24 protein-coding genes are annotated in these 25,926 nt (G+C 64.5%); 6 read left to right on the forward strand and 18 right to left on the reverse strand.

What is annotated here, in order from left to right:
* Window positions 1–45: 45 nt before the first annotated feature.
* The 8 genes from M2331_RS11700 to nadB all read right to left on the reverse strand — a co-directional run bounded on the left by M2331_RS11700 (window position 46) and on the right by nadB (window position 9,395).
* Complete coding sequence (locus M2331_RS11700) at window positions 46–1,188, reverse strand: acyltransferase family protein (protein WP_181560438.1); 1,143 nt, start codon at window positions 1,186–1,188, stop codon at window positions 46–48.
* A 138-nt stretch (window positions 1,189–1,326) separates the two neighbouring features.
* A complete protein-coding gene (gene argF, locus M2331_RS11705; protein ID WP_181560439.1) occupies window positions 1,327–2,256 on the reverse strand; it encodes an ornithine carbamoyltransferase in 930 nt (309 codons plus the stop codon).
* Window positions 2,253–3,452: an aspartate aminotransferase family protein gene (locus M2331_RS11710; RefSeq protein WP_181560440.1), complete on the reverse strand. Its 1,200-nt coding sequence runs from the start codon at window positions 3,450–3,452 to the stop codon at window positions 2,253–2,255. Before M2331_RS11710 ends, argF begins: the two co-directional genes overlap by 4 nt.
* A gap of 116 nt (window positions 3,453–3,568) precedes the next feature.
* On the reverse strand, window positions 3,569–4,084 hold the full coding sequence (locus tag M2331_RS11715; RefSeq protein WP_220128556.1) for a serine O-acetyltransferase: 516 nt from the start codon (window positions 4,082–4,084) through the stop codon (window positions 3,569–3,571).
* Window positions 4,081–5,121, reverse strand: a complete 1,041-nt coding sequence (locus tag M2331_RS11720; protein ID WP_181560441.1) for a glycosyltransferase family 2 protein — start codon at window positions 5,119–5,121, stop codon at window positions 4,081–4,083. Before M2331_RS11720 ends, M2331_RS11715 begins: the two co-directional genes overlap by 4 nt.
* On the reverse strand, window positions 5,118–6,158 hold the full coding sequence (locus M2331_RS11725) for a glycosyltransferase family 2 protein (protein ID WP_181560442.1): 1,041 nt from the start codon (window positions 6,156–6,158) through the stop codon (window positions 5,118–5,120). Before M2331_RS11725 ends, M2331_RS11720 begins: the two co-directional genes overlap by 4 nt.
* Before the next feature lie 86 nt (window positions 6,159–6,244).
* Window positions 6,245–7,468, reverse strand: a complete 1,224-nt coding sequence (locus M2331_RS11730) for a class A beta-lactamase-related serine hydrolase (RefSeq protein ID WP_264587723.1) — start codon at window positions 7,466–7,468, stop codon at window positions 6,245–6,247.
* A 322-nt stretch (window positions 7,469–7,790) separates the two neighbouring features.
* Window positions 7,791–9,395 (reverse strand): L-aspartate oxidase, encoded by a 1,605-nt coding sequence (nadB, locus tag M2331_RS11735; RefSeq protein ID WP_181560443.1) that lies wholly within the window; start codon window positions 9,393–9,395, stop codon window positions 7,791–7,793.
* A 228-nt stretch (window positions 9,396–9,623) separates the two neighbouring features.
* Between nadB and M2331_RS11740 the strand changes: the two genes are divergently transcribed.
* A complete protein-coding gene (locus M2331_RS11740; RefSeq protein ID WP_181560444.1) occupies window positions 9,624–10,292 on the forward strand; it encodes a PEPxxWA-CTERM sorting domain-containing protein in 669 nt (222 codons plus the stop codon).
* A gap of 89 nt (window positions 10,293–10,381) precedes the next feature.
* On the opposite strand, the gene M2331_RS11745 is transcribed toward M2331_RS11740, so the two are convergent.
* From M2331_RS11745 to M2331_RS11780, 8 genes are all read right to left on the reverse strand, one after another.
* Window positions 10,382–11,302 carry an ABC transporter ATP-binding protein gene (locus tag M2331_RS11745; RefSeq protein ID WP_181560445.1) on the reverse strand — a complete coding sequence of 307 codons (921 nt, stop codon included), beginning with the start codon at window positions 11,300–11,302 and terminating at the stop codon, window positions 10,382–10,384.
* A gap of 39 nt (window positions 11,303–11,341) precedes the next feature.
* Window positions 11,342–12,040: an ATP12 family chaperone protein gene (locus M2331_RS11750; RefSeq protein WP_181560446.1), complete on the reverse strand. Its 699-nt coding sequence runs from the start codon at window positions 12,038–12,040 to the stop codon at window positions 11,342–11,344.
* A gap of 8 nt (window positions 12,041–12,048) precedes the next feature.
* Window positions 12,049–12,339 (reverse strand): purine permease, encoded by a 291-nt coding sequence (locus tag M2331_RS11755; RefSeq protein ID WP_264579620.1) that lies wholly within the window; start codon window positions 12,337–12,339, stop codon window positions 12,049–12,051.
* Window positions 12,336–12,995 carry an HAD-IA family hydrolase gene (locus M2331_RS11760; protein ID WP_181560447.1) on the reverse strand — a complete coding sequence of 220 codons (660 nt, stop codon included), beginning with the start codon at window positions 12,993–12,995 and terminating at the stop codon, window positions 12,336–12,338. Before M2331_RS11760 ends, M2331_RS11755 begins: the two co-directional genes overlap by 4 nt.
* Window positions 12,996–13,131: 136 nt before the next feature.
* Window positions 13,132–13,722 (reverse strand): nuclear transport factor 2 family protein, encoded by a 591-nt coding sequence (locus M2331_RS11765; RefSeq protein ID WP_181560448.1) that lies wholly within the window; start codon window positions 13,720–13,722, stop codon window positions 13,132–13,134.
* 44 nt (window positions 13,723–13,766) lie between these two features.
* Window positions 13,767–15,254: a carotenoid oxygenase family protein gene (locus tag M2331_RS11770; protein WP_181560449.1), complete on the reverse strand. Its 1,488-nt coding sequence runs from the start codon at window positions 15,252–15,254 to the stop codon at window positions 13,767–13,769.
* 44 nt (window positions 15,255–15,298) lie between these two features.
* Entirely contained in the window at window positions 15,299–15,613 is a 315-nt protein-coding gene (locus tag M2331_RS11775) for a hypothetical protein (protein ID WP_181560450.1), read from the reverse strand.
* Between the two features lie 140 nt (window positions 15,614–15,753).
* On the reverse strand, window positions 15,754–16,218 hold the full coding sequence (locus tag M2331_RS11780; RefSeq protein WP_181560451.1) for a MarR family winged helix-turn-helix transcriptional regulator: 465 nt from the start codon (window positions 16,216–16,218) through the stop codon (window positions 15,754–15,756).
* A 260-nt stretch (window positions 16,219–16,478) separates the two neighbouring features.
* Here M2331_RS11780 and M2331_RS11785 point away from each other — a divergent pair, with 260 nt between their 5' ends.
* Entirely contained in the window at window positions 16,479–18,035 is a 1,557-nt protein-coding gene (locus M2331_RS11785; protein WP_181560452.1) for a carboxylesterase/lipase family protein, read from the forward strand.
* A 123-nt stretch (window positions 18,036–18,158) separates the two neighbouring features.
* Here the strand turns inward: M2331_RS11785 and M2331_RS11790 are convergent, their stop codons facing one another.
* Together M2331_RS11790 and M2331_RS11795 are read right to left on the reverse strand one after the other, a co-directional pair.
* Entirely contained in the window at window positions 18,159–19,076 is a 918-nt protein-coding gene (locus M2331_RS11790) for a hypothetical protein (RefSeq protein WP_264585628.1), read from the reverse strand.
* Window positions 19,077–19,113: 37 nt separating this feature from the next.
* Window positions 19,114–20,118, reverse strand: coding sequence for a helix-turn-helix domain-containing protein (locus M2331_RS11795; protein WP_181560453.1), 1,005 nt, complete (start codon window positions 20,116–20,118; stop codon window positions 19,114–19,116).
* Between the two features lie 332 nt (window positions 20,119–20,450).
* On the opposite strand from M2331_RS11795, the gene M2331_RS11800 reads away from it, so the two are divergent.
* The 4 genes from M2331_RS11800 (at window position 20,451) to M2331_RS11815 (ending at window position 25,857) form a co-directional block, all read left to right on the forward strand.
* Window positions 20,451–23,054, forward strand: coding sequence for a TonB-dependent receptor (locus M2331_RS11800; RefSeq protein WP_181560454.1), 2,604 nt, complete (start codon window positions 20,451–20,453; stop codon window positions 23,052–23,054).
* A 234-nt stretch (window positions 23,055–23,288) separates the two neighbouring features.
* Window positions 23,289–24,743, forward strand: coding sequence for a cytochrome ubiquinol oxidase subunit I (locus M2331_RS11805; RefSeq protein ID WP_181560455.1), 1,455 nt, complete (start codon window positions 23,289–23,291; stop codon window positions 24,741–24,743).
* Complete coding sequence (cydB, locus tag M2331_RS11810; RefSeq protein WP_181560456.1) at window positions 24,740–25,738, forward strand: cytochrome d ubiquinol oxidase subunit II; 999 nt, start codon at window positions 24,740–24,742, stop codon at window positions 25,736–25,738. The genes M2331_RS11805 and cydB overlap by 4 nt, the downstream gene beginning before the upstream one ends.
* The gene (locus M2331_RS11815) at window positions 25,735–25,857 is read left to right on the forward strand and encodes a DUF2474 domain-containing protein (protein WP_181560457.1); all 123 of its coding nucleotides are present in this window, start codon (window positions 25,735–25,737) and stop codon (window positions 25,855–25,857) included. The genes cydB and M2331_RS11815 overlap by 4 nt, the downstream gene beginning before the upstream one ends.
* Window positions 25,858–25,926 lie beyond the last annotated feature (69 nt).

A 25,926-nucleotide genomic window follows, 5' to 3' on the forward strand; every position in this document is an offset into this window, starting at 1 on the left:
CGCCTAGATAGGCACTCCCCTCACGAAAGTCTAAGGGGCGAGAGTCTAAGGCGCCGCCTGCGAGGAAGCAGGCGGATGAGGCCGCGCCTCCAGCCGGGCCCGCAACCAGCGCCGCGACGGTGTCTCGAACAGGCGGAAGGACAGCACCGCGATGATGACCACGCTGGTCATAAAGATCAGAAAGAAGGCCGGCTCGCGCGCCAACTGATGGTCAGTCGCCAGACCCGGTACAGCGAGCAGCAGCATCAGCTGGACGGGAAAGTGCCACAGATAAATGCCGTAGCTGGCATCCCCCAGCCAGCGCGTCCGCTGTAACAGGCTCGCCCGCAGGCAGGGCTCCAGCAGGGCGGCCAGCAGCACGATCGCCATGCTGAACAGCGGAACAGAGAGATAGCGCCGGATGTCGAGACTGTCGTCCCAGCTCGTCCATCCCCCTGCCCCCAGCAGCAGGACGACCAGCACGGAGAGCCAGATGGCGCGATTGGCGTGAACAGCAAACAGCGCCGCGCCGCCGAAGAAACCTGCCGCGCACATGAAGAGGATGTAGCCCTCGAACAGGAAGCATCCGGCGATGGCCGCTGCGGCCAGCAGGGCGGGCCCAAGCACGCCCGCGCGAAACAGCACCGGCAGGCTCAGCCAGAACAGCGCGTAAACAAGAATCTCGATGGACACCGACCAGATCGGCGCATTGAAGCTGTAGACCACCGTCGGCCACCAGTTGGAGGCAAGGCCAAGGTGCAGCAGAAAATTGCCCAGCGTATTGTGCTGGTAAACGAGGAATGCGCCGAATTTCGCCTGCGCGATTCCCTGCAAGCCCGCCACGATCAGCAGCGTCAACAGGTGAAGCGGATAGAGGCGCGCGACGCGGTTCACCACGAAGTCACGCGTGCTGCTTTTCCGGCCATGATAGACATGGGCGAAGACGAAGCCGGATATCACCCAGAAGAGCTGCACGGCATATTTGCCATGCTCATAGAGCCAGCTGGCCTGCTCGAAAAAGGGCTGCTGCGGGCGGAAGCCGGCAATCGCCCGCTCGGCGCCCGGCGGGTAGAAGAAATGCTGGTAATGCCAGAAGATGATGACCAGCGCGGCCACGCCCCGCATCGCATCGATCAGCAGAAAATGCCCCGACGTCCGCTCAGGGGGCGCGAACAGCGTGGCTATCCGCCGTGCCCCGGCGCCGATCATGTGCGGGTTGTGCCGGAGCGCGCGTTGGGCGCCCCGGCATATCCTGTGGGACTCCGGCACGGCGCCGGATGTCCTGTGCCTGGTTTAGCACCGACCAACATTCAGATGATGGCCGCCAGCGCTGAATGTCGGTTGGCCCTAGCCAATCAGGCCCGCCGCCCAGAGCAGCACCGACTTCTGGGCGTGGAGGCGGTTCTCGGCCTCATCCCAGATCAGCGACTGCGGACCATCGATCACCTCTTCCAGCACCTCTTCCCCGCGATGGGCGGGAAGGCAGTGCAGGAACTTGGCATCGGGCTTGGCGCGGGCCATCAGCGCGGGCGTCACCTGATAGGGCATCATCGCGCGCAACTTGGCGTCGCCGCCGGCCTGACCCATGGAAATCCACGTGTCGGTCACGACGACGTCCGCGCCGCTGGCCGCCTCCACCGCATCGCGGGTGAGCGTGATCGTCGCACCCCCAGCTCGCGCCGCCTGCGCAAAGCGCGGATCGGGATCGAATCCTTCCGGCACGCCGATGCGCACGTCGAACTTGAACAGCCCGGCCGCCTCGATGATCGAGTGCAGCACATTATTGCCATCCCCCAGCCAGGCCCACTGGCTGCCCGGCAAGGCAAGGCCATGCTCGATGACAGTCAGCAGATCGGCCATGATCTGGCACGGATGCGAGAGGTCGGTCAGCCCGTTGATCACCGGAACGGTCGCATGATGCGCCATTTCCTCGATCTTGGCGTGATCGTCGGTGCGGATCATGATCAGATCGACCATGCGGCTCAGCACGCGCGCCGTATCCGCCACTGTCTCGCCACGACCGAGCTGGGTCGTGCCGCTGTCCAGGATCAGCGACGAACCGCCCAACTGGCGGATCGCCATGTCGAAGCTCACGCGGGTGCGCGTCGAGTTCTTCTCGAAGATCATGGCGAGCGTGCGGCCCGCGAGCGGCGCGTCCTTGTCGACAGCGCCCCTGGGCATACCCGCGCGCGCCGCCTTGCGGTCCATCGCATCGTTCAGAATGGCGGCGAGCGCATCGCCACCTGCATCCGTGAGATTGCGGAAATGCCGGATCATGATGCGTTCGCCTCCGCCTTGATGCTGGCAGCCCCCGCCGAAAGCTTGGCGATCGCTTCGTCGATGTGAGACTGCTCGATCACCAGCGGCGGCAGGATGCGCACGACATTCTCGCCGGCCGAGACGGTCAGCAGGCCATGATTGTCGCGCAGATGCGCCACGAAATTGCGCGCCTCCACCTGCGGCTTCAGCTTCACGCCGAGCATCAAGCCGAGGCCCCGCACTTCCTCGAAGACATCGTCATGATTGGGGATGAGCTGCTCCAGCGCGCCGCGCAGCCGCTCGCCGGTTGCCGCGACCTGCTCCAGGAAGCCCGGCTCCAGCAGCACGTCGAGCACCGCCATGCCGGCCGCCATGGCCAGCGGATTGCCGCCATAGGTGCTGCCATGGGTGCCGAACACCATGCCCTTGGCCGCTTCTTCCGTCGCAAGGCAGGCGCCGAGCGGAAAGCCGCCGCCAATGCCCTTGGCCACGGCCATCACATCGGGCTTCACGCCATAATGCTCATGCGCAAAGAACTTGCCGGTCCGGCCATAGCCACATTGCACTTCATCGAGCACCAGCAGCAGCCCGTGCTTGTCCGCCGCCTCGCGCAGGCCCTTGATGAACTCGGGCTTCCCGGCGGTCAGCCCGCCCTCGCCCTGCACCGTCTCCACGAGGAAGCCGGCGGTCTCATCGTCGATCTTGGAGAGCGCCGTCTCCAGATCGTTGAACGCGACATAATCGAAGCCCGGCAGAAGCGGCTCGAACCCGTCGCGCATCTTGGGCTGGTCGGTGGCGCTGATCGTGCCCAAAGTCCGCCCATGGAAGGCGTTCTTGAACGTGATCAGCTTGTGCCGCTGCGGGTTGCCATTGGCGAAGTGATAGCGCCGCGCGGTCTTGATCGCGCATTCCACCGCTTCCGCGCCGCTGTTGGTGAAGAACACCGTATCGGCAAAGCTGTTCTCGACAATGCGCTGCGCAAACGCCTCGCCCTGCGGCGAGCCGTAGAGGTTGGAGACGTGCATGAGCGTCGCGGCCTGCTCGGCAATCGCTTTCACGAGGTGCGGGTGGCCATGACCCAGCGCATTGACCGCGATGCCGCTCGCAAAATCCAGATAACGCTCGCCGCGCTCGCCGATCAGATAGCAGCCCTCGCCTCGCACCGGACGCACATCGCACCGGGGATAAACGGGCATGAGCGGGGTGATAGACATAAGACTACTCTTCCTTCCTCGCACGGCTTTTCAAACAGAAAAAGGCGGCCCGTGCGAGGCCGCCATCGTCAGGGGGTGGCTATAGCTGTGTGCGGACTGGTTGGCAAGAAAAGCGCCTAGCGGACCTTCACCACCGCCGGGACGCCGACCGCGAGAGCACCGGGGGGCACATCCGTCATCACCACCGCGTTCGCGCCAATGGCGGCGCCATCGCCAATCGTCACACGGCCCATGATCACGGCACCGGCGCCGATGTTCACATTCCGCCCGATAATCGGGGCTTCATCAAGCCGTTGCAAGGACCGCAAGCCCAGCGTGCAGTTCTGCCGAATGATCGAGCCATCGCCAATGATGCTGGCCCCGTGCACCACGATGCCGCCCTGATGCTCGACGATCACGCCCCGACCGATCGTCGCGGTGTAGGGAATCTCGATGCCATAGACATTGCGGCAATGCCGGTAGCCCCAGCGATAGATCATGCTGAGCGGCCCCCGCAGCAGCTTGGAGCGCACCGTCATCCGCCAGTTGCCGAACCGGTGCCAGAACAAGGTGCGGAAACCCGGCCGGGTCCATTCGCGCCCATGCGCCGCATAATCCTCGCGCACGAGCTGACACATGTCTTTGAAGCTCATGGCCGCGCACTCCCTTCTGCGCCCTTATATTCGATAAGCCGGGCCGGCCCTCCCCCCCGCGCGCGCAGATGATAGCGCGCCAAGCCGCCGAATTGCGCGAACTTGCCGAGCATCATCCACAGACCATAGCCCATGGCGAAGCGCAGGGGCGACCCCGCCGCGCGCTTGCGGGCCGCGATCCGCACGACCTGAGCGGGATACATCAGCAGCATCGCAAGCGCAGCCCAGATCAACGGCGCAACGCCCGATACCAGCCCGAGCAGGATCGCGCCCAGGATGAGGAGCGGGATCATACCGCCCCACAGCAGGATGCTGTTGCGCTGGCGGCGCCAGCTCGGAAATGCCGCATCGCCATGACGCGCGACATGCTCGGCAAAGGCATAGCCGGCCCGGCGCGCACGCAGCCATTGTTGGCGCGCATGGTGAATGTCGGCATCGTGCAGCGTCATTTCCGCGTCGATCCGCCGCACCTGCCAGCCCATCCCACCAAGACGCAGGCAAAGGTCAGGCTCTTCGCCGGCAATCAGGCTGCCGTCATAGCCATCGGCTTGCGACAGCGCCGCCACGCGGAACAGCACATCGCCCCCACAGGCCTCGACCAGCCCAACGGGGACATTCCATTCATCGTCGCACAGCGCGTTGTAGAAGCTGGCAGCGGGGAAGCGCTCGCGACGCCGCCCGAAGACCGCGCACAGTCCCGGCTCGGCATCCAGCGCCTGTTCGGCCCGACCGATCCAGTCCGGCGCAAGTTCGCAATCGCCATCGACGAATTGAACGAAATCGAGCGTGGGATGATCCGCCAGCAGGCGCCGCCATCCGGCATTGCGCGCACGCGCCGCAGTGAAAGGCGTCGCGACATCCAGCTCCACCACGCCAATGCCGAGGCTCCGCGCGAAGGCGATGCTGCCATCCGTCGAACCCGAATCGACATAGATCACCGGACAATCAGCCGGCGCGCTTCTGAGGCAGCGCTTCAAGCGCTCGCCTTCGTTCCGGCCAATCGCCACGATGCCCGTGCGCGGCGCCACGACGCTCATGGCGCGGTCCAGCCCGGCGCACGACCTGCTGGCTCATCCCACCGGGGGATGGAGGCGCGCCCATCCGCCCGCTTGGGCCAGAAGCCATGCCGCAAGGTCATCGACACCTCCTGCGGAACGGCGTCGGCCCTCGGCCCACGCAACGGGCGCGAGGCGAGCGCCAGCGCCCGCCCGGCAAGCCACGCAAGGTTGGCACTGAACAGCCGCGCAACGCCGCCGGTGCGCACAAAATAACGCCGCCGCGCCTCGAAACGATAAGCCGGATAGGGTCGCACCGCGACCTGCGCCCCGCTCGCGACGCCCGTGGCGGCCCCGGCAATATGGATCACGCGGCTGCCCGGCACGAACCACATCTCCCAGCCGGCGCGGCCCATGCGGTGCATCAGTTCGACTTCCTCGAAATAGAGGAAGAAGCCATCGTCGAACAATCCGGTCTCCCGAAGCGCGGCGCTGCGGAACAGGACGCTGGCGCCGGTGAGCCAGTCTGCGGTGACGGGCGTCTCGCCCTCGACCAAAGTCGGTGCAATGCCGAGCATCGTCCCGAGTTTGGCCATGCCGCATCCCCGAACGAACTCCCGGCCCGGCGTCGGGAAGCGAAAAGCGGAGCCGGCCAGCGCGCCATCCGGCTCCAACAGGCGACTGCAAACGGCCCCGGCGCGCGGGCGCGCGTGCATGGCCTCCAGCAAGGCCGTGATCGCGCCGGGCTGGACCAGCGTGTCGGGATTCAGCACATGAATGAAGGCCGGCGGCGCGGGGCGCTGGAGCAGGCGCAACATCGCCTGATTATTGGCCCAGCCAAAGCCGCCATTGCGCTCCAGCGGCAGCACCGTGACCCAATCGTTCCACTCAGGTTGAGCGAAATGCTCGGTGAGTTTTTCTGCCGACCCGTCAGCCGAGCCACCGTCAACCACGATGACCTCGAATGGCCCTGCCTGCACCCGTTCCGCAACCAGCGAGTCCACGCAGCGGATGACATAATCCGCCGTCCGGTAATTGACGATGACGATCGCGAGATCGGAAAAAGAAGTGGCAGGCATGTCGGTTCCGATAAGGCATCATGGACCGGCGCGGTCGACGCCGCCCCGCCCCGCTCTTAGCGGCATTTCCTAAACGAAAGCTATGGTCAGCGCGCGGCGCTGTAGCGGGCGCCGCCCTGGTGCAGCGTGCCGACCGCACGGGAGACCGCCTGCATCAGCTCCCAGCGCTGCGGAATGCCCACCGTGGTCTCGCCGATCATCACCGCAATCGCATAGCTCGAGCCATCCGGCGCGGTCATGATGCCGACATCATTATAGCCAGTCGAGCGCGGCGCCAGATCCTGCCCGGTGCCGGTCTTGTGGAGATAGGTCCAGCCGGCCGGAACGCCGGCCTTGATCCGTTGCGGACCGGTCTTGGCGCGCTCCATCGTCGCCAGCAGAACCTGCGTCGAAGATGGTGAGAGCATCTCGCCCTTCTGGAGCCGCGCCAGCGCGCCCACGATGGCCAGCGGCGCCGCACCGTCGGGCGGATCGGCCAGATAGCTGTCGAGCGCCCGCTCGCGCACGGAGCGCGGCAGGTTGGACCGCGCGGCATAGAAATTGCGCCCGGCGGACATGTTTTGCGACCAGGTCAGCCCGGCCGTCTGGCTCTGCAACAGCCGCTCGCCGGGGCCGAACCTGATGCTGTCCGATCCGATGAACCGGCGCGCCAGATAGCTGCGCACGGCGTCCGGCCCGCCAACGGTGCGCAAAACCGAATCGTTCGCGGTATTGTCACTCTGCGTCATCGCTCGCTCGAACAGGCTGCGCAGCGAGGTGGTGTAGCCCTTCTCGCTGTTCACCAGCGCCGCAATGGGCTGATGGAAGAGCGTCAGGTCGGACGGACGGATGGTGACATCCCGGTCCAGGGTCAGCTTGCCGCGGTCCACGGCATCGAGCATGGTCATCGCCACCCACAGCTTGGAGACGCTCTGCTGCGGGAACAGCAGATCGCCATTATGCGAGACGGTCCACCCCGCATCCACGCTCTGCACGGCGATGCCGACCTTGCCATTGAACTGGCGCCCGAGCGCCTGAATGCTGGCGACCAGCGCAGGCGGCGCTGCCGTGACCGGCACGCGCGGCGTGGGAACGGCATTGCGATTGGGCAGCCAGGGCGCGCTCACCGTGCCGCCGCGCTGCACCCGCTGAACGGCGGCCTGCTGCGGGACCGGCTGCACGACTTCGCGCGGCGGCGCGTAGCGGACGGCGGGCTGCGCCGGCGCTGCGATCCGCGCGCTTGGATGTGTCGATGACGGAATGGCGGTGCACGAACTCGCCAATGCGAGCACCGCGAGCGCCGCCGACAATGGCCCCAGACCCTGCCTCACGCGCTGAAATCTTCCTTGCCGAACATAGGGATATACTGACCGAGCACGGAGAATAATTCCAGAACGAAGCGATCAGTTGCGGTGTACCGAATCCCTTTTGCGACAAAGTGAGGATGTCGCGGGAACAAGCGCTGCCCTAATTATTGCAAATCGCAACGGTTTGATCTCTGTCAAAGCGCGCGGCGCCGGCATCGCCCATAAACATCGTGACGCGACGATCCGCAGTCGAAGCGTTGAAGGCAGCTCTGCTGTTTTCCCTCCTAGTCAGAACCTCAGGGCGCGACGGCCTGGCCATCGCGCCCTTTTTTTGCTCATTCTGCCGTCAGGGCACCAGCACCGTATCGACAGCCTCCGGCAGCATGTCGGGATGATCGAGCGTGTAATGCAAGCCCCGGCTCTCCTTGCGCTTGAGCGCGCTGCGGATGATCAGCCGGGCGACTTCAAGCAGATTGCGCAACTCGATGAGGTCGGACGTCACGCGGAAATTGCCGTAATAATCATCGACTTCGCGCGCGAGCAGGTCGGCGCGGTGCTGCGCCCGCTCCAGCCGCTTGGTCGAGCGGACGATGCCGACATAATCCCACATGAACCGGCGGATTTCCTTCCAGTTATGGGTCACGACGACTTCCTCGTCGCTGTCCGTCACACGGCTTTCGTCCCACGCCCGGATCGGCGGCGGCGCGGGGAGATCGGCCCATGTCGCCCGGATGTGATTGGCAGCCGCCTCGCCGAACACGAAGCATTCGAGCAGCGAGTTGGAAGCCAGGCGATTGGCGCCATGCAGGCCGCTTTCCGTCACCTCACCCGCTGCATAGAGGCCCGGCAGATCAGTGCGCCCATCGAGGTCGATCACCACGCCGCCGCAGGTGTAATGCTGCGCCGGCACCACCGGGATCGGCTCCTTGGTGATGTCGATGCCCAGGCTCAGCAGCCGCGCATAGATGGTCGGGAAATGCTCCTTGATGAACTCGGGCGGCTGGTGGCTGATGTCGAGATGGACATAATCCAGCCCAAGCCGCTTGATTTCATGGTCGATAGCACGAGCCACGACATCGCGCGGCGCAAGTTCGCCACGCGGGTCGAACCGGTCCATGAACCGCTCGCCGCCGCCGGGCACGCCCGCGGGCAGTTTGAGCTTGCCGCCCTCGCCCCGCATCGCCTCGGTAATCAGGAAGTTCTTGACCTCCAGATTGTAGAGGCAGGTGGGATGGAACTGCATCATTTCCATATTGGAGACGCGGCAGCCGGCCCGCCAGGCCATGGCGATCCCGTCCCCGGTCGCGCCACGTGGCGCGGTGGAAAACAGATAGGTGCGGCCTGCCCCGCCCGTCGCGAGGATCGTCGCCCGACCCACAAAGGCTTCCACGCGCCCGGCCTTGCTGTCGAGCGCATAGACACCCCACACCCGGCCATCGCCGGAATAGCGCTCGCCATGACGGGAGGTGATCAGGTCGATCGCGACCATATTCTCCATCAGGGTGATGTTCGGATTGGCACGCGCGGCCGCCATCAGCGCGACCTGCACCGCATGGCCGGTCGCATCATCGACATGCACGATGCGGCGGTGCGAATGCCCGCCCTCACGCGTGAGATGCCAGCGCTCGCCAAAGGCCTCACCCGCGTTGAATGGCACGCCCAGCGCCGCCAGCCGCTCGATCGCGGCAGGGGCCTCCGATACGACGAACTCCACCGTCGCCCGGTCGTTCAACCCCGCGCCGGCAACCATGGTATCCTCGACATGCGCCGCAAAGCTGTCCCCGCCATCGAGCACCGCAGCAATGCCGCCTTGCGCCCAGTTGGTCGATCCGGAATCGAGCGCGCCCTTGGCAAGCACCAGCACCTTGTGCGTCTGCGCCAGGTTAATGGCGGCGGTCAGGCCGGCCGCGCCCGATCCGATGATGATGATGTCATGCGTGGAAATGGTCATGCACAAAGTCCCGAGCGGCCGCGTGGTGGAATGGCGCGCAATGCCGTGTCCTAGCCTGCGCGCGGCGCTTTGCAATGCGGCAGCTCGTAATAGACTGATCGAGAACGATCTTTCCGATTATTCGGCGGAAACTCAAGGGAAGATAGTTAACGAAGAGGAAATATATCGCGAAATGGAGTACAAAGCCTCGTGTGACGCCTTGTGCGTTTGCGTGTGGGAGAAAAGATCATGAAATCACTTTATTTTCTGGGGACGGCCGTCGCGCTCGCCCTGACTGGCCCCGCCACGGCGGCCAATCTCGTCACCAATGGTGGCTTCGAGTCGGGCAGCTTCAGCGGCTGGTCGTTGAGCAATGTCGGCGGCGGCACGGCTCCGGTCGTGATCGCTTATGGTCAGGGCTCGGGTTACCCGACAGGTGCCTATGGCGAATCCATTCCCGCCCCGGCTGGCGGCGGCACCTACGGCGCCTATTTCTCGTCCGATACGGCCAACCCTGACTCGCTCTCGCAGAGCGTGAACGTGGTTGCCGGCGTGAGCTACTATCTGTCGTTCGACTATTTCGTGCCGCTGAATGGCTATGGCAATCCGTTCGACGCCTCGCTCCAGTTCCTGATCGACGACGTGCCGGCCGGGCTGAGCCTCACGGCGGGCAGCGTGAGCGGCACCACGCCGCAGACCTGGTACACCTTCACGACGCAGTTCACCGCGACGAACAGCGGCCCGGCCAATCTGAAGTTCAACTTCTTCGGTGACGGCAGCACGGCAGCCGACTTCGTGGTCGACAATGTGTCGATGGCTGCGGTTCCCGAGCCGGCGACCTGGGCTCTCATGATCGGTGGCTTCGCGCTCGCCGGCATGCAGCTGCGTCGTCGTCGGGTTTCGACCAGCTTCGCCTGAGCCCAGCTCAGTCTGAACACATGAAAGGCCGCCGGTGCAAATCGGCGGCCTTCATTTTGCGCATCATGTCTGACGCGTGAGAGATTTCTTCAACCGTCCGCGCGGGTGAGAGTCAGGAAGACGTCTTCAAGGTCGGGATCGTGCGTGGAGACGTCCACGATGCTGTAGCCCTGCGCCTGTACGACATTGAGCACATCACCTGCCGTGGCCTTGTCCTTGAGATAGGTGATCTTGAGGCTCCGCGCGTCGGACCGCTCGACGCGCTCGAACCGGTCATGCGCGGGCAGCGTGCCGAGGTCGCGGTCGACGGTGACTTCCACCACCTTTTCCCGCGCCATGCCGACCAGCTCGCGCGTCGGCTTGTCCGCGATCAGCCGGCCGTGATTGATGATTGCGATGCGATCGCACAGCTCCTCGGCTTCCTCCAGATAGTGCGTCGTGAGCACGATGGTCACGCCCTGCGCATTGAGCGAGCGGACATAGGACCAGAGCTGCTGGCGAAGCTCGATGTCCACGCCTGCCGTCGGCTCGTCCAGCACGAGGATCGGCGGGGCATGGACCATCGCCTTGGCGACCATCAGCCGCCGCTTCATGCCGCCCGACAGCGTGCGGGAATAAGCCGATGCCTTGTCCTCAAGATGCACCGCGCGCAGCAGGTCCATCGAGCGCCGCTCCGCCTTAGGCACGCCATAATAGCCGGCCTGATTTTCCAGCGTTTCCAGCGGCGTGAAGAAAGGATCGAACAGGATTTCCTGATTGACAATGCCGATCGAGAGCCGCGCGTTGCGCGCATCCCGGTCGATATCGAACCCCCAGATCCGCGCCGTGCCGCTGGTCTTGTTGACCAGCCCGGCGAGGATGTTGATCATCGTCGACTTGCCGGCGCCATTGGGGCCCAGCAGGCCATAGATGCTACCGCGCGGGACGGTAAGATTCACGCCGTCCAACGCGCGCTTGCCGCCCTTGTAGGTCTTGCAGAGATCCTGAATTTCGAGAGCGGCTTGCGTCATGGTTCGCGCCCTAGACCAAATCGCGGAGCAAGGGAACGCTCAGCGCTCGGCCGCCAGCGCGCAATAGCGCGCCGCGTTGAGGAAATCGGTGCGACGATGTGCGAGCCGCGCGCTCTCTTCAGCATCCTCGCCCCATTGCTCGGCCTGCCAGGCCTCATCCAGGCTCGCCGCCGCAAACAGATTCTCCGCCGACAGCCTGCCTTCCATCAGCGCGAGCGAACCGACCAGCGTGCCGCTGATCTGCACGAGCGTGGCAAAGCCTGCGAGCAGCCAGGGATCAAGCGCTTCGACGGCGGCGCGCAGGCCCGCCAATGTCAGCGCGGGCTGATCCACCGGGATGATGCCCTGCGTGACGACGAAGGCGATGCCAAAGCGCTCGCCAGCCCAGTCGAGCAAGGGCTGCCATTGGGCTTCCTGCCGCGCGATCAGTGTCTGCGGTCCATCGGCGCGGTAGCAGAGCAGATCGCTCTCGGCATAAGCCGCCACCTGCCCGCGAAAGTCGCCCAGCGCCGGCAGCACGCGGTCGATCGTCGCATTGGCAAAGCCGGTCATCGGCATGGTCGCGGGGTCGATCTCCTCGCCCTGCCCGGTCCATTCCTCGGCAATCGCCTGCGCCAGCGCCGCACCGGGCACGACCAGCTGCGCGCGCGCGGGCGTGCGCACCGCCCGCCCGTCCAGCCCGATCGACCAGCCGTCCTCGCTCGCGATCGCCTGCGCGGAAGTCCAGAACCGCTTCATGTCGGGGCTTAGCCTTTGTCCTTCGGCGTCGCGAACGCGCGCGCCAGCATCCGGGGCACGATGAGAAACTGGATGAAGCCAACGGTGGAGACGATCACGCCCATCCACTTCGCCTTGTCACCCTGCACCCAATCGAACCGCTCCAGCGAGATTGCCATGCCGAACAGCAGGATGAACGCGCCGGACAGCCGGAACAGGCCGATCGCGTAAAAGCGCTGCTTGGCTGCGGCCGCACGGCGGGCCTGCGCTGCGGGGTCGGACGGGTCCGGACCGGCGCTGTTGGGTGTCGTCTCTGTCATGAAAGGCCGATATGGCGCGCCAGCTCAGCACTGTCCATGGCCACGGATGCAGCACCGGCTTCGATCAGCTCTTCGGCGCGATGATAGCCCCAGGCCACACCCAGCGCCTGGACCCCGGCCGCCCGCGCCATCAGCATATCGAAGCTGGTATCGCCGATCATGACAGCGCTGGCCCGCTCGACGCCCGCCTCGGCAAGCGCCGCGCCGATCATCGCCGGGTCCGGCTTGGAGGGATTGCGATCCGCCGTCTGCAGCGAAACGAAGCGCTTGGCCATGCCATGATGCTCGAGCAGCAGCCGCAAGCCCCGCTCCGATTTGCCGGTGGCGATGGCGAGCAGCCAACCCTGCGCTTCGAGCCGATCCAGCAGCTCGGCGATGCCCGGGTACAGCGGCTCGCGCAGCCCACCAGAGGCGCGCAGATGCTGGAAGCGCAGCTTATAATGGTCGCAAATTTCGTCGCGCAGCGCCTCGGAGCCATCGGGCACCAGCCGGGCAATCGCATAAGGCAAGGAGAGGCCCACGACCGAGAGGCACTGCTGGCGGTCGGGCGGCACCAGCGATACCGCACGAAACGCGCCATCCATGGCCTCGACGATGCTGTGCTGGCTGTCGACCAGCGTTCCATCGCAATCGAAAATGGCAAGACGCAGGCTCATGACAGGCGAGGCATCCGGATCAGGCGGGTGTGGCTGGACGGGCAGACCGTCCAGCCGCCCGTGCCAGACGCGCCCGAGGCACGCAAGGCCAGCGATTGCTGCCCTTGCGGGCACCGCGCACGCTCAACACAGCCGGTCAGTCCGCCTGACGCGGGTCCTTCTCGCCCAGCTCGGGGTAGAACAATGCCCGATTATGGCGGGATTCGTTGAACACCGCGCGCTTGGAAAACAGCCATTTGCCGTCTTCCTTCACATAATCCTCGATGACATGGCCGAAGTAGAGCACCTGCACATCGGTCTGGGGCGTATTGTTCGTCAGCGCGAACCAATACACGCGGCCCGACGCGGTCTTGCCGTCCGGGTTCACCGTGATGTCGTGGTTGAGCACATAATGGCGCGTGCGTGGCTGCGATTTGGCGTCCGCTGGAATCGTCGCCTTTTTCGCGATCTGAGCGCGCCATTCCTCGATGGCCTTGCGGATCGCTTCGCGCCCATGTTCCACCCCGCCAATCCAGTCCAGCACGCCATCACTGGCGAAGCTCTCGGCATAGGTCTCGGCATCCCGCGCGTCGGACGCGATCATGAGCCGGTTCGACAGGTTGACGATTTCGGCGCGCGCGACCGCATAGTCTTCGGCCGAAAGGCTCTGAGCCTGGGCATTACCGGTCATGACCAGCCCCATCGCTACGGCCGCCAGGGCCAGGCACCGCAGTCTCGTCATGGCCATATCTCTCTCCTCCTGTTTTTGCAGCCTCAAGGGCCTCGCTCTCATCACGCATCGATGCCTCCTGCTTTTGGAAAGGGCGCCAGTTCGTCCGGCCGCACCCAGATGCCGTGGACTTGCGGACCGGCGCGGAACGGCAGGATCACGCGGGCGATTTCGCCCTCCTCCAGCCGCTGCGCATCGGCAATGATCAGCTCGGAGCGCATCTCCGCATAATTGGAAGCCGTGCCAATCAGATAGCCATCGCCCTCCGGCGCGTCGGCATTGCGAGGAATGAAGCAGCACTCCTGCAGGCTGTGCGTATCCCCCGGGAAATAGCGATCGACCTTGTTCGTATGCAGGTCAAACCGGGCATAGCTGTTCGTCACGCGCCCGCGCAGATTGCCCGCCCGCGCCTCGTCGAACGGCCGGGTCGGATCGGTGAAGCCCGTGAAGCAGTAGCGGTTCTCCTGCGTCAGATAACGCGGATCGATCCGCCCCAGATCGCCGATGGGCAGCGGGAACAGGATCTCCTCCTCCCAGCTATCCTTCTTGGAATTGAGATCGAACGTCAGGCGGCGGACATAGGCCTTGGCCCGCGTCGGGTCCCAGGGGGAGCCATCGACATTGGGGAAGAAGGGGAAGAAATTGGAATCGTAGAAGGGGGCGTAGAGCACGACCTTGTTGCCGATGGTCTGCGCGTTGAACGTGTGCATCATGCACCGTTCCGGGCCCTTGAACCAGCGGATGTCCTTGCCCTCGCCGTCGCGCGGCATAATGCCGATGTAGCTGTCCTTGCTGCGGTCCCACCCCCAGTGGACCTTGCCTTCGCGCAAGCGCTCCATGCTGGTGACATAGCCGCCGAACGGGAAGAGGATGTGCTTCTCGGTCAAGGCAATGTCATGCATCACCGAGACATAGGGCACCTCGAACCGGGTCTCGCGCGTCACCCGGCCCGCCTTGTCCATCGCGTAGACGAACACGTCCTTGGACGCCGGCCCCGTCGCCTCATAGCCGTAAGCGATCATCTCGCCGGTGAACGGGTCGATCTTCGGGTGCGCCGTGAAGGTCTGGCTCTTATACTTGCCGTCGAAATCCCACGCGCCGATCGTGTCCAGCGTCACCGGATCGATCTGCTGGGGCAGCGAATCCTCCTTGAGCGTGAACAGCTTGCCGCCATGGACGAGCGGCGTGGTGTTAGAGACGGTGCCGTCGATGCCCTGCACGCTGGGATCGTCGGTAAAGCGATTGCGATAATAGCCAAAGAGCTGCCGGCCCGCCTTGAGATTGGCCTGGAAGCGCGGCGTGCGGACGAACTTGCCCTTGTAGGAGACGCGCCCATCCTTGAACCGGAAGGTGCTGACATAGCCATCGGTGTGCAGCATCGCATCGTCCGGCTTGCTTGGCGGATAATACCATTCGCCGCCCAGGCGCACGAAGGTGCCCACCAGATCGGCGGGCAATGTGCCCTGCACTTCGCACTCGAGAATCTCGGCATCATAGCGCTGCGGGGAAAAGAAGCCGCGCTTGGCCGGATCAGAAGAAAAATCGACCACTTGAACCTCCGGTCAAGGGCTGCCGCACATCTCGGCAGACCCGTTCAGACATAACAATTCACTCTGCGCAGCATCTCGTCGGACAGCGGCTCCACGCCCTCGCCGCTGCGGCACCCGCGCGGCGGATGCCAGGGCGCGGCGCGGCCGGTGCGGTCCAGCCACGGTTCGTTGGAATGGAAGGACAGCACGGCATCCATCCGGGTTGGTCCGCTCGCGCGCGCCAGCGCGGCGGAGCCGCCCGCGCCGATCAGCAAGGCGCCCACGCACGCCCCGCGCAACATCTGGCGGCGGCTGGCCAGAAGCCCCAGTTCATGCGCCAACCGGGGACGATGCGCCCGATTGTCCGACTCCACCGACACGTGCTGCTCTCCTGCAATTGCACATGATCGTTAGAAGGGCCGGCCTCTCGGGGCTTTACTGGCGACGCATCGTGCTTTGCATTGCCGGGAACAAGCCGCCGTTGGCCAAACCGCCTTGCGCCGCGTCCGGCAGCGGGCGGTCAGCCGAACCGGCGCAAGAGCTCGCAAAGCTGGGCGATCCGCTCCTGCCCGATGCGCGCGTCGAAATGCGCCTCATAGGCATCGTGGCAGCGCCGCAGCTCGGCCAGGAAATCCGTGCCCGCCGCCGTCATCCGCAGCAGGCGCACGCGACGATCCGCTTCGCTCACCTCCCGCGCCACGAAGCCGCGCTTGACCAGATCGTCGAGAAGGCGCGTCATGTTGTTGGAGGTGATGCCCATGATCTCGGAGAGGTCGCCGGGCGCGCAACCGGGGTTACTGTGGATCAGCAGGAGGACGGAATAAGCGCTCGGCGTCATGTCCGTGCCGGCAAAGAAGCGGTTGAACGTCGTCGAGGCATCGCGCCAGGCCGCATGGAGCAAAAAGCCGAAGGTGTGCTCCAGCCCGGCCAACTGGAAGCCCCTCTTTTTCAGTTGCTCTGTTCGTTCCACCGCCGCCTCGCTCATGTCCGCGCCAGCCTTGGCGCGGGCGATGCGCCCTGTCGACCCTCATGCGCGCGCGCCGGCCATCTTCCGCCGCGCAGTTCACCGGCAGACGAACAAGAGTTCCCTGTCCGCAAATTGCGAGCGGGCCGGACTTCCTAGAATGAGGCGAACCAGAGGAGCCTGCCATGCCCGCTCACCCCGGTGTCAGCAGACGAACGGCATTGAAAGCCGTCTTTGCTGCGACGACCGCTCCCGCCATCATTCTGCCAAGGGCTTTTGCGATGACATCATCCGAACCGATTGCCGACACACAATATGGGCGCCTGCGCGGCCGCCTCGAAGGCGATGTGATGGCGTTTCGCGGTATTCGCTATGCGCGGGCCGAGCGCTTCCGCCCGCCCGTCGCGCCGGAGGCCTGGACGGGCATTGCCGATGCGCTTGCGTTCGGGGCCAGCGCGCCGCAATCCAACCCCAATCCTCCGCCCGGCCCGCCTTATGTCATCCTTGCGCAACTGCCGCGCCCGGCCAATGCGCCGCCCCCACCCCCGCCGCTCCCGGAATCGGAGGACTGCCTGTTCCTGAACATCTGGACCAGCGGGTTGCGCGATGGCCGCAAGCGCCCGGTGCTGGTCTCGCTGCATGGCGGCTTCTTCTATAGCGGCTCAGGCTCGGCGGTGGACGGCAGCAAGCTCGCTGCGGGCGGCGATGTCGTATTCGTCAGTCTCAACCATCGCCTCAATGCCTTTGGCTACACCCACCTCGCCGGCCTGACGGAAAGCGACGAATTCGCGCATGCCGGCAATGCAGGGATGCAGGACATTATCGCCGCGCTCGGCTGGATCCGCGACAATATCGAGAATTTCGGCGGCGACCCGGCGCGCATCATGGTGTTCGGCACCTCCGGCGGCGGAATGAAGACCAGCTTCCTGATGAGCAGCCCTGCCGCGCAGGGCCTCATCCACCGTGCCGGCGTGCAGAGCGGCCCGGCGCTGCGCTTCATGGAGCGGGACGATGCGGCGGCCGCGACCGACCGGCTCCTGCACCGGCTGAACATCCCGCGCAGCGGCTGGCAAAGCCTGCTCACCCTGCCGGTCCAGACCCTGCTTGCAGGCTATCACGCTGTCGCCGACGATCTGAAGCCGCGCAACTTCACGCATCTCCCCTGTTTCGCGCCGGTGCTCGATCCGCTGTTGCTCCCGCAATACCCCTTCTCGCCCCGCGCGGCGCCGCTCACCAACGCCATCCCCATGCTCATCGGCTGCAATGCGCAAGAAATGAGCTTCTTCTGGGGCAACGATCCCGGCTCCTTCACGCTGGACGAGGCCGGCCTCGAGGCCCGCTCCCAGGCGTTTCTCGGCGACCGCACCGGCAGAGTCCTCAGCCGCTACCGGCAGGCCTATCCCGAGGCCACGCCGAGCCGGCTCTTCCTCCAGTTGTTCAGCGACTATTCCATCCAGGCACCGATCATCGCGCAGGCCGAGCGCAAGGAAGGCGCGCCCGCCTTCATGTACCGGCTCGATTATCAGAGCCCCGCGCTCGGCGGGAAGCTGGGCGCCCTTCACACCATGGAGACGCCGTTCATTCTGAATACGCCGCAGTCCGCCCGTGCCCTGCTGGGCGAGGGCGACGCCCCGGTCATGCTCGCGGCCAAGATGAGCAGCGCCTGGGTCGCCTTCGCCACAAATGGCGATCCCAATGATCAGGCGAGCGGGCTGCCGCACTGGCCGGCCTATGAGCGGAGCACCCGCGCGACGATGCTGTTCGACCAGTCGTGCCGCGTGGAGCCCGACGCAGGCGGGCTCGCGCGCGAGATCATGGGCGATCTGGTGGAAGGCTAGGCACGAGGGGACCGTAAGGACATTCTACCCGTTCGTCCTGAGTAGCCGCTGAGCTTGTCGAAGCGGCGTATCGAAGGGTCGGCCCTTCGATACGATGCTTCGATACGCCTCTTAGGTCCGCGCCTACTTCCCGTTGCCCGGCCCCCAGGGCGACGTCGCATTATAGGGCGCCGTGATGAAGGTGGCCTCCACCCCGGTGATCATGCCGCCCTGGATCTTGAACATTTCCAGCAGCGCCCAGCTATGCGGCTCACGGAAGATGGATCGACGCGGCGTACCGTCTGTCAGGGTATAGTCGGCCAGAACGCCCTTGTGATCGATGAAGCCGCGGAACAAGGAAATGCCCCGCTCCTCATCGACGAGGATCGGTACCCGCCTGACCTTATTGTTGAAGGCATAGCGACCGAGCCGGAAATCCTTCTCGATATCGCCGAAGATCATGCCGTTTTCGTAGCGGATCGCATCGGGCGCAAAGCGCGTGTTACGGATTTCGCCGATGTTATTCTCCAGCGTCTGGAAGTAGCCATCGCCCAGGCTCAGCAATTCCTCACGGCTATTGCGGCGCGCCTGAGGCACTGGTGCGGCCCGGTCGGCGGGGCGCACGAAATCCTTGGGCTCCGCAAACGGCGTCGGCGGCGAACTCAGGTTGCGCCTGGTCGAGAGCATATGCTCGACCTCGGTAATCTTCCGGTTCTCGATCTTCAGCCGCACGGCGAGATAGCCGGGAATTTCGCTCTGGTTGATGGCCATGAACGCAGCGGCCTGCCCGGTCTGCGGGTCGGAGAGCGTCAGCGCCGTACCGACTTCCTCCGTCACAGTATCCCAACTCGCATCGGGAAACGCCATCTCGATATTGTTTTCGGTAAAGCGCACATGATCGGCAAAGGGCGCAGCCGAGACATCATGGGCGAGATAGGCCGCCCGATATTGCCCCATAATCTCTTCCAGGCAGGCTTTGTCGCAGCCAGCCTCGGCCTGCACGGCGCCACTCGACATCGCCATCATCATCAACGCTCCCACACGCGCCAGAACCAACCGCATCACACCCTCCACTCGATCGGCTGTCAGCCTAGCATCATCACGCCCCCGCGCTTGTCGGGGCGGACATGCGCGTTTTGTCCGTGCGTGAACCGGCATCCAGCATCTGCGCGCGGTACGCCTTGGGGGCGGTGCCGAATTTTTCCCGGAAGGCGCGGCTGAAATGCGCGGAACTGCTAAAGCCGTTCTCGAAGGCGATCTGCGTCAGCGTCGTCTGCGCCGCTTTGGGCGACGCCAGCGCGGCGCGGCAGCTTTCAAGCCGCGTTCCCCAGATATACTCGCTGATCGTCTCGTCACCGTTGAAGACCTTGTGCACATAGCGCTTCGAGCACTTCATCGCCTGGGCGATCATATCCACGGACAAAGCGGGATTGCCGACGTTCCGCCGCACAAAAGCACGGATGCGGTCCTGGGTAAGTTCGCGCATCGGTGCCACGTCGCTGCCCAGCCGCTGCTCGTGCAGCAGCATGCGCATGAAATCGATCATCGTCTCGCCAAGATCGGCATCGAGCCGGTCGTCCGTCTCGGCAGTCGTGGTAATCGCGCCGTGCAGGCAGGCCTGCAGCATCCGTGCGATGCCGCCGCCGACCTGCAGCGCACCGGGCAGCCGGGCGATTGCGTCCTGCTCGTGGCGCGCCAGCCGGCCGAGCGGTAGTTGCAACGCCAGCTTGCGCGAGGCTTCCAGATGCGTCGCCACATAGGGATATCGCCCGTCGCTCACAGACCATTGCCCGGCCCGCACGATATGTTCGCCATGGCGGGTCGAGACGATTGTCGAGCCGCGGTGCTGAAACCAGATGCGGACATGCGGATCGCCTTCGCCTGCGGCAATCAGGCGCCGCGTCCACGCCGCGCGATGCGGGGACGTGTCGAGCCGAAAGACCTTGGCATCGCCGAGCGCCCGGCGGACGACGACGCCCTGAAAGGCGTGGTCCTCGATCCGGTCGGCTTCTACCCCGCCGATCGCCGCGGCGCCGGCATTCCAGAACCCCAGCCGGTCGCGGTCTGGGATGTCCTCAGTCGAGACTCTGCGCGCTGCGCCCACTGCCCTCTCCCGTCCTCATGTCCGGGCCGCTCGCATCCTTCTCAGGACCGGCCGCCCGCATTATCTCTTTGCGAGAGATTGTTTCGTGAGACCGCTTCTAAGTCAAGCCGCTTACAGTGCAGCCACTGTTGCTTCCGTGCATCATGAAACAAGTCCGGGTGCACCATTGGAGAAGGCAAATGCCTTTGCCTGCCGTAATTTGGCGGCGGTCTGCCTGATCAGGGCCCTCGACCGGTCGGAAGAAAGAAACGGCCAGTCCCGATTTTGCGCTTCGCATCCTTAGATATCCCAATTATAGTAGGACAAAATAAATTACACACAGGGGAGATGTCATGAGAAAGTTCCGTTTTGCGCTCTTGTCGTCCGCGATCGCGCTGATCTCGTCGACCAATGCTTTTGCTCAGGATGCTGCGCCGCAGGCGGGCAATACGCAGGCCGCGAGCGACGGCGACATCATCGTTACCGCACAGTTTCGCGAGCAAAATCTGCAGGATACGCCTATCGCCATCACCGCGGTGAATGCGGCGATGCTGGAGGCACGCAGCCAGACCGATATCAGCCAGGTCGCCAACCAGGCCCCCTCTGTGACACTCAAGCCACAGGGCGCTGCCTTCGGCCCATCGCTCGGCGCTAACATCCGCGGTGTCGGACAATTTGATTTCAACCCGGCGGTCGAACCGGGCGTCGGTTTCTATGTGGACGACGTCTATTACGCCACGCTGACCGGCTCGATCCTCGACCTGCTCGACCTCGATCGCGTGGAAGTGCTGCGCGGCCCCCAAGGCACGCTGGCTGGCCGTAACTCCATCGGCGGCGCGGTGAAGCTCTATTCGCAGAAGCCGGAAGGCACGAACACCGGCTATGTCGCCGCAGCCTATGGCAGCCGCAACCGCATCGATCTGCGCGGCAGTGCCGACTTCAATCTGGCACAGGGCGTTGACATGCGCATTGCCGGCGTCGCCAAGAAGCAGGAAGGCTATGTCGATCGGCTCGACTTTGGCTGTATGTATCCCGCTGGCGGCACGGCGACCTTCACGCCGGCCTTCGCCACCGCAGCCAATCCCACCCGCGCTCCGCAGCTGATCAATCCCGTCGGCGGTGTGCCCGCGCGCACCAATCGTCCGGACTGCGTGCTCGCCAAGGAAGGAGAGGTCAACTACATCGCAGCGCGCGCGCAACTGCGCCTGCGCCCCAGCGACACGATCGATATCAATATTATCGGCGACTACACCGACGACGATCGCGTCGCGGCCGGCTCGGTGCTGCTGCTGCGCACTTATCCGGATGGCACGGTGGCCTCGCCGCGCTACCCGCTGCCGCTGACCCCGGCGCCCGGCTCCTCACCGGCGCAGAACTATGCGACCGCCTCCGCACAGCGGGACATCAACCCGTTCCCGATCGGCAATACCGCCAATGCCAACCAGTTGGCCTATGACAACCGCTTCATCTGCGGCAATTACTGCAACTTCGCGACCTATGACATGCCCGCGGACACCGCGATCGGTCAGAACGGCCAGCCGATCCTCGTCGGGGGTCAGCCGCTCACCTATCGCGCCGCCTCTGGCGACGGACGCGTGCGTTTCAAGGGTTGGGGTCTCTCCGGACAGATCGACTGGGAAATCTCGCCAAATTTCCAGCTTAACTCGATCACCGCCTATCGCGAGTACACGTCCAACTTCTCCAACGACAACGACGTGTCGCCGATGGCCCACAGCCTCGGCTATGGCCCGCTGACTTTCCGCTTCTTCAGCCAGGAACTGCGCCTGAACGGAAAGGTCAACGACCAGATCAACTTCACCCTGGGCGGCTATTACAGCGATCAGAAGTCGGTCTACACATCCTTCCAGGACCTGCGCTCCTCTGGCCTGCAGTTCCAGCAGAGCGATCCGGTAGATGCAGACAGCAAGGCTGTGTTTGCTCACCTATCGTGGAACCCGGTCGAACAGCTGACCCTGACAGGCGGCATTCGCTATACCGAGGAGTCCAAGACCTACACCTATGTCCGCCAGCGGCCTTATCTGGATGCGACCTCGCTTGCGGCGAACGGCGTGTTGCCGCTGAACGGCACCGTGGGCAAGTATAGCGGAAATCGCGTCGACTATCGCGCCAACGTGCAATATGCCTTTACGCCGGACATCATGGCCTATGCCCAGTTTTCCACCGGGTTCAAAGGGGGCGGCGTGAATCCCCGTCCGTTCTTCGTCCAGCAGGCCCTCTCCTTCGGGCCGGAAACGCTGAGCGCGTACGAGCTTGGGTTCAAGACCGATCTTTTCGATCGCATGGTACGCTTCAACGTCGCGGCCTTCCTCAGCAAGTATAAGGGAATCCAGCTTACCCTCAGCAATTGCACTGCGATCACCGGGGCTGGCTTCGGTGCGCCTTGCGCGCTTCCCGTCAACGCCGGCGATGCCGACATCAAGGGCCTGGAAGCGGAGATCACCATCCGCCCGGTCGAGGGCATGACGCTTGATGGATCGCTGAGCTACATCGACTTCGACTACAAGAAGTTCGGGACCTACACGTCCGGCACCTCCACGGTGGCCGTCGGTGGGCCGACCAACCTCAATGGCCCGCAGTTTGGCGATTATGCGCCTTACACGCCCAAGTGGAAGTGGAGCATCGGCGCGCAGTATCGCATCGATCTGGGTAATTCCGGTTCGCTGACGCCGCGCATCGACGCCTCGTACCAGAGCAAGGTCTACACGGTTTCTGCCAACCGCTCGAGTAACCGCATCGACGCCTATGGCGTGGCAAACGCCCGTCTGACCTGGCGTAATGCAGATGAGGATCTCGATGTCTCGCTCGAAGTGACCAACCTGCTCGACGAATATTATCTGCTGACCATCTATGACCAGACGGTCGGTGGCCAAGGCTACTCCAACGGCCAGCCCGGTCGTCCGCGCGAATGGGCTGTGAGCGTGAAGAAGAAGTTCTGATCTTTCTCACGACGATTTAAACGGAGGCCGCGGCCAGCTCATGCTGGTCGCGGCCTTCTTCATTCCTGAGCGCTGAGTCGCCCCCCCCAAGATTCCAGAACAAAAACTGTGGCTTCCGGGCAACGCTGCCGGAGAGTTCCGAGCAACCCTTCAATCTCCAGCGTCAGACTGGTAGGACCGGCCATCGACGCGCCACGAGCCGTCGACCATGGGAACCATATAGGGACCAGTGCTATGTTCGCGGAGGCCGACGCTCTCCTGCTGGCGCGTATCCAGTTCGCTTTCACGGTGAGCTTTCACTTCATCTTCCCGGCCTTCTCGATCGGCCTGGCCAGCTATCTTGCCGTTCTCGAAGGGCTGTGGCTCAAGACGGGCAAGTCGGTCTACATCGACCTGTTCCGCTACTGGCTGAAGATCTTCGCCATCGTCTTTGCGATGGGCGTCGTCTCGGGCATTGTCATGTCCTACCAGTTCGGCACCAACTGGTCGGTCTTCTCGGATGTCGCCGGGCCGGTCATCGGGCCGCTCATGGCCTATGAAGTCCTCACCGCCTTCTTTCTGGAAGCAGGCTTCCTCGGCGTCATGCTGTTCGGCATGAACCGCGTCGGTAAGAAGCTGCATTTCTTCGCGACGTTGATGGTCGCCATCGGCACCTTCGTGTCGGCCTTCTGGATTCTTTCGGTCAACAGCTGGATGCAGACGCCGCAGGGCCACATCATGGGCGCTAACGGCCAGTTCCTGCCAGGTGACAGCTGGCTGCCGATCATCTTCAATCCCAGCTTCCCCTACCGCCTCGTCCACACCGTGACCGCTGCCTATCTCACTACGGCACTGGTCGTCGGCGCGGTCGGCGCCTGGCATCTGCTGCGCGATCGCGCCAATGCCCATGCGCGCAAGTTGTTCTCCATGGCCATGTGGATGATCGCGCTGGTCGCGCCCATCCAGATTTTCGTCGGCGACATGCACGGGCTGAACAGCTGGGAGCATCAGCGGCCCAAGGTGCTCGCCATGGAGGGCCATTATGAGAGCTATCCGGATGGCGCGCCGTTCATTCTCTTCGGCGTGCCGAACGCCAAGGAAGAGCGGGTGGATTATGCCGTGAAACTTCCCGGCATGACCTCCCTCATCCTCGAGCACGACATCCACGCCCCGATCGACGGCCTCAAGACCATTCCCGTTGACGAGCGCCCGCCGGTCGGCGTCGTTTTCTGGTCCTTCCGCATCATGGTCGGGCTGGGCATGCTCATGCTCGCGCTGGGCATGACCAGCCTGTTGGCGCGGTGGCGCAAGGGCCTGTACGACTGGTCGCTGCTCCACCGCTTCGCGCTGGTCATGGGGCCGGCGGGCTTCGTCGCCGTCATCGCCGGCTGGGTGACGACCGAAGTCGGCCGCCAGCCTTATGTGATCTATGGCCTGCTCCGCACTGCCGATGCGGCCTCGCCGCTCGCCGCGCCGGCGGTCGCCGCCTCGCTGCTGGCCTTCGTCGTCATTTACTTCGCGGTGTTCGGCGCGGGCACCTGGTATATCCTGCGCCTCATGAATGCCGCGCCGCATAGCGGCGAGCCGGGGGTAGAGGCCACGGAACGCGGTCCGATCCGCACCGCCGGCATCACACCCGGCCCGGCGCAAGGGGACCCCAGGTCGACGTCGCCAGTTCAGCCGACAGTACAGGGGAGGGCCGACTCATGATCGATCTCACGGTCATCTGGGCGTTCATCATCGCCTTCGCCGTCTTCGCTTATGTGGTGATGGACGGGTTCGATCTGGGGATCGGCATCCTGTTCCCCACCATCACGGTCGGCCACGGGCGCAATCGCGCGATGAATTCGGTCGCGCCGGTGTGGGATGGCAACGAGACCTGGCTGGTGCTCGGCGGCGGCGGCCTGATGGCCGCCTTCCCGCTGGCTTATGCGATCATTCTGCCGGCCACATACCCGCTGGTCATCGCCATGCTGCTGGGGCTCGTCTTTCGCGGCGTCGCCTTCGAGTTCCGCTGGCGCGATCCGGGCCACCGCGCATTGTGGGACATGTGCTTCTTCGGCGGCTCGGTGGTCGCCGCGCTCGCACAGGGCATGATCCTCGGCGCGCTGCTGCAGGGCATCGACGTCACCGGGCGCTCCTATGATGGCAGCTGGTGGGACTGGCTGACGCCCTATACCCTGCTCACCGGCGCCGGCGTGGTCGCCGGCTATGCCCTGCTAGGCGCCTGCTGGATGATCTGGAAGCTGGAGGGCGAGGTGCAGGAGCATGCCTATCGGCTCGCCTTCAAGGCGGCGATCGCCACGCTGCTGCTTATGGGTGCAGTGAGCGCCTATAATCTGCTGCTGCTGTCCGATTATCGCGCCCGCTGGCTGGAAATGCCGAACATCCTGTTCGCCAGCCAGGTGCCGCTCCTCACCGCCATCGTCGCCGGCGCGCTGTTCTACGCGCTCAAGACCCGGCGCGAACTGATGCCCTTCCTGCTGGCGCTGGCCCTGTTCTTCCTCGGCATGGCCGGTCTTGGCGTCACCATCTGGCCCTATGTCGTGCCGGATCAGATCACCATCTGGGATGCGGCCGCACCTGAGAAGAGCCAGATCTTCATGCTGGTCGGCGTCGCGATCACCCTCCCCCTCATCCTCGCTTATACCGGCTGGTCCTATTGGGTCTTCCGGGGCAAGGTTGGTCATGAGGGCTATCATTGACCCGCGCACCTGAAGAGGCACCGCTGTGGCAGCGCCTCGGCTGGATGGCGGGCATCTGGCTGGCGAGCGTGTGCGTGCTCGGCGTCGTGGCCTGGATTCTGCGCCTCTGGATCGCCTGACACGCCGCCACGCCTAACCATCCGGCATGATAATAATCAGCCGGCGCGCCGGGGGCCAATCCGCCTCTC

It is taken from the genome of Sphingobium sp. B10D7B (genome assembly GCF_025961955.1).
GTDB lineage: Bacteria > Pseudomonadota > Alphaproteobacteria > Sphingomonadales > Sphingomonadaceae > Sphingobium.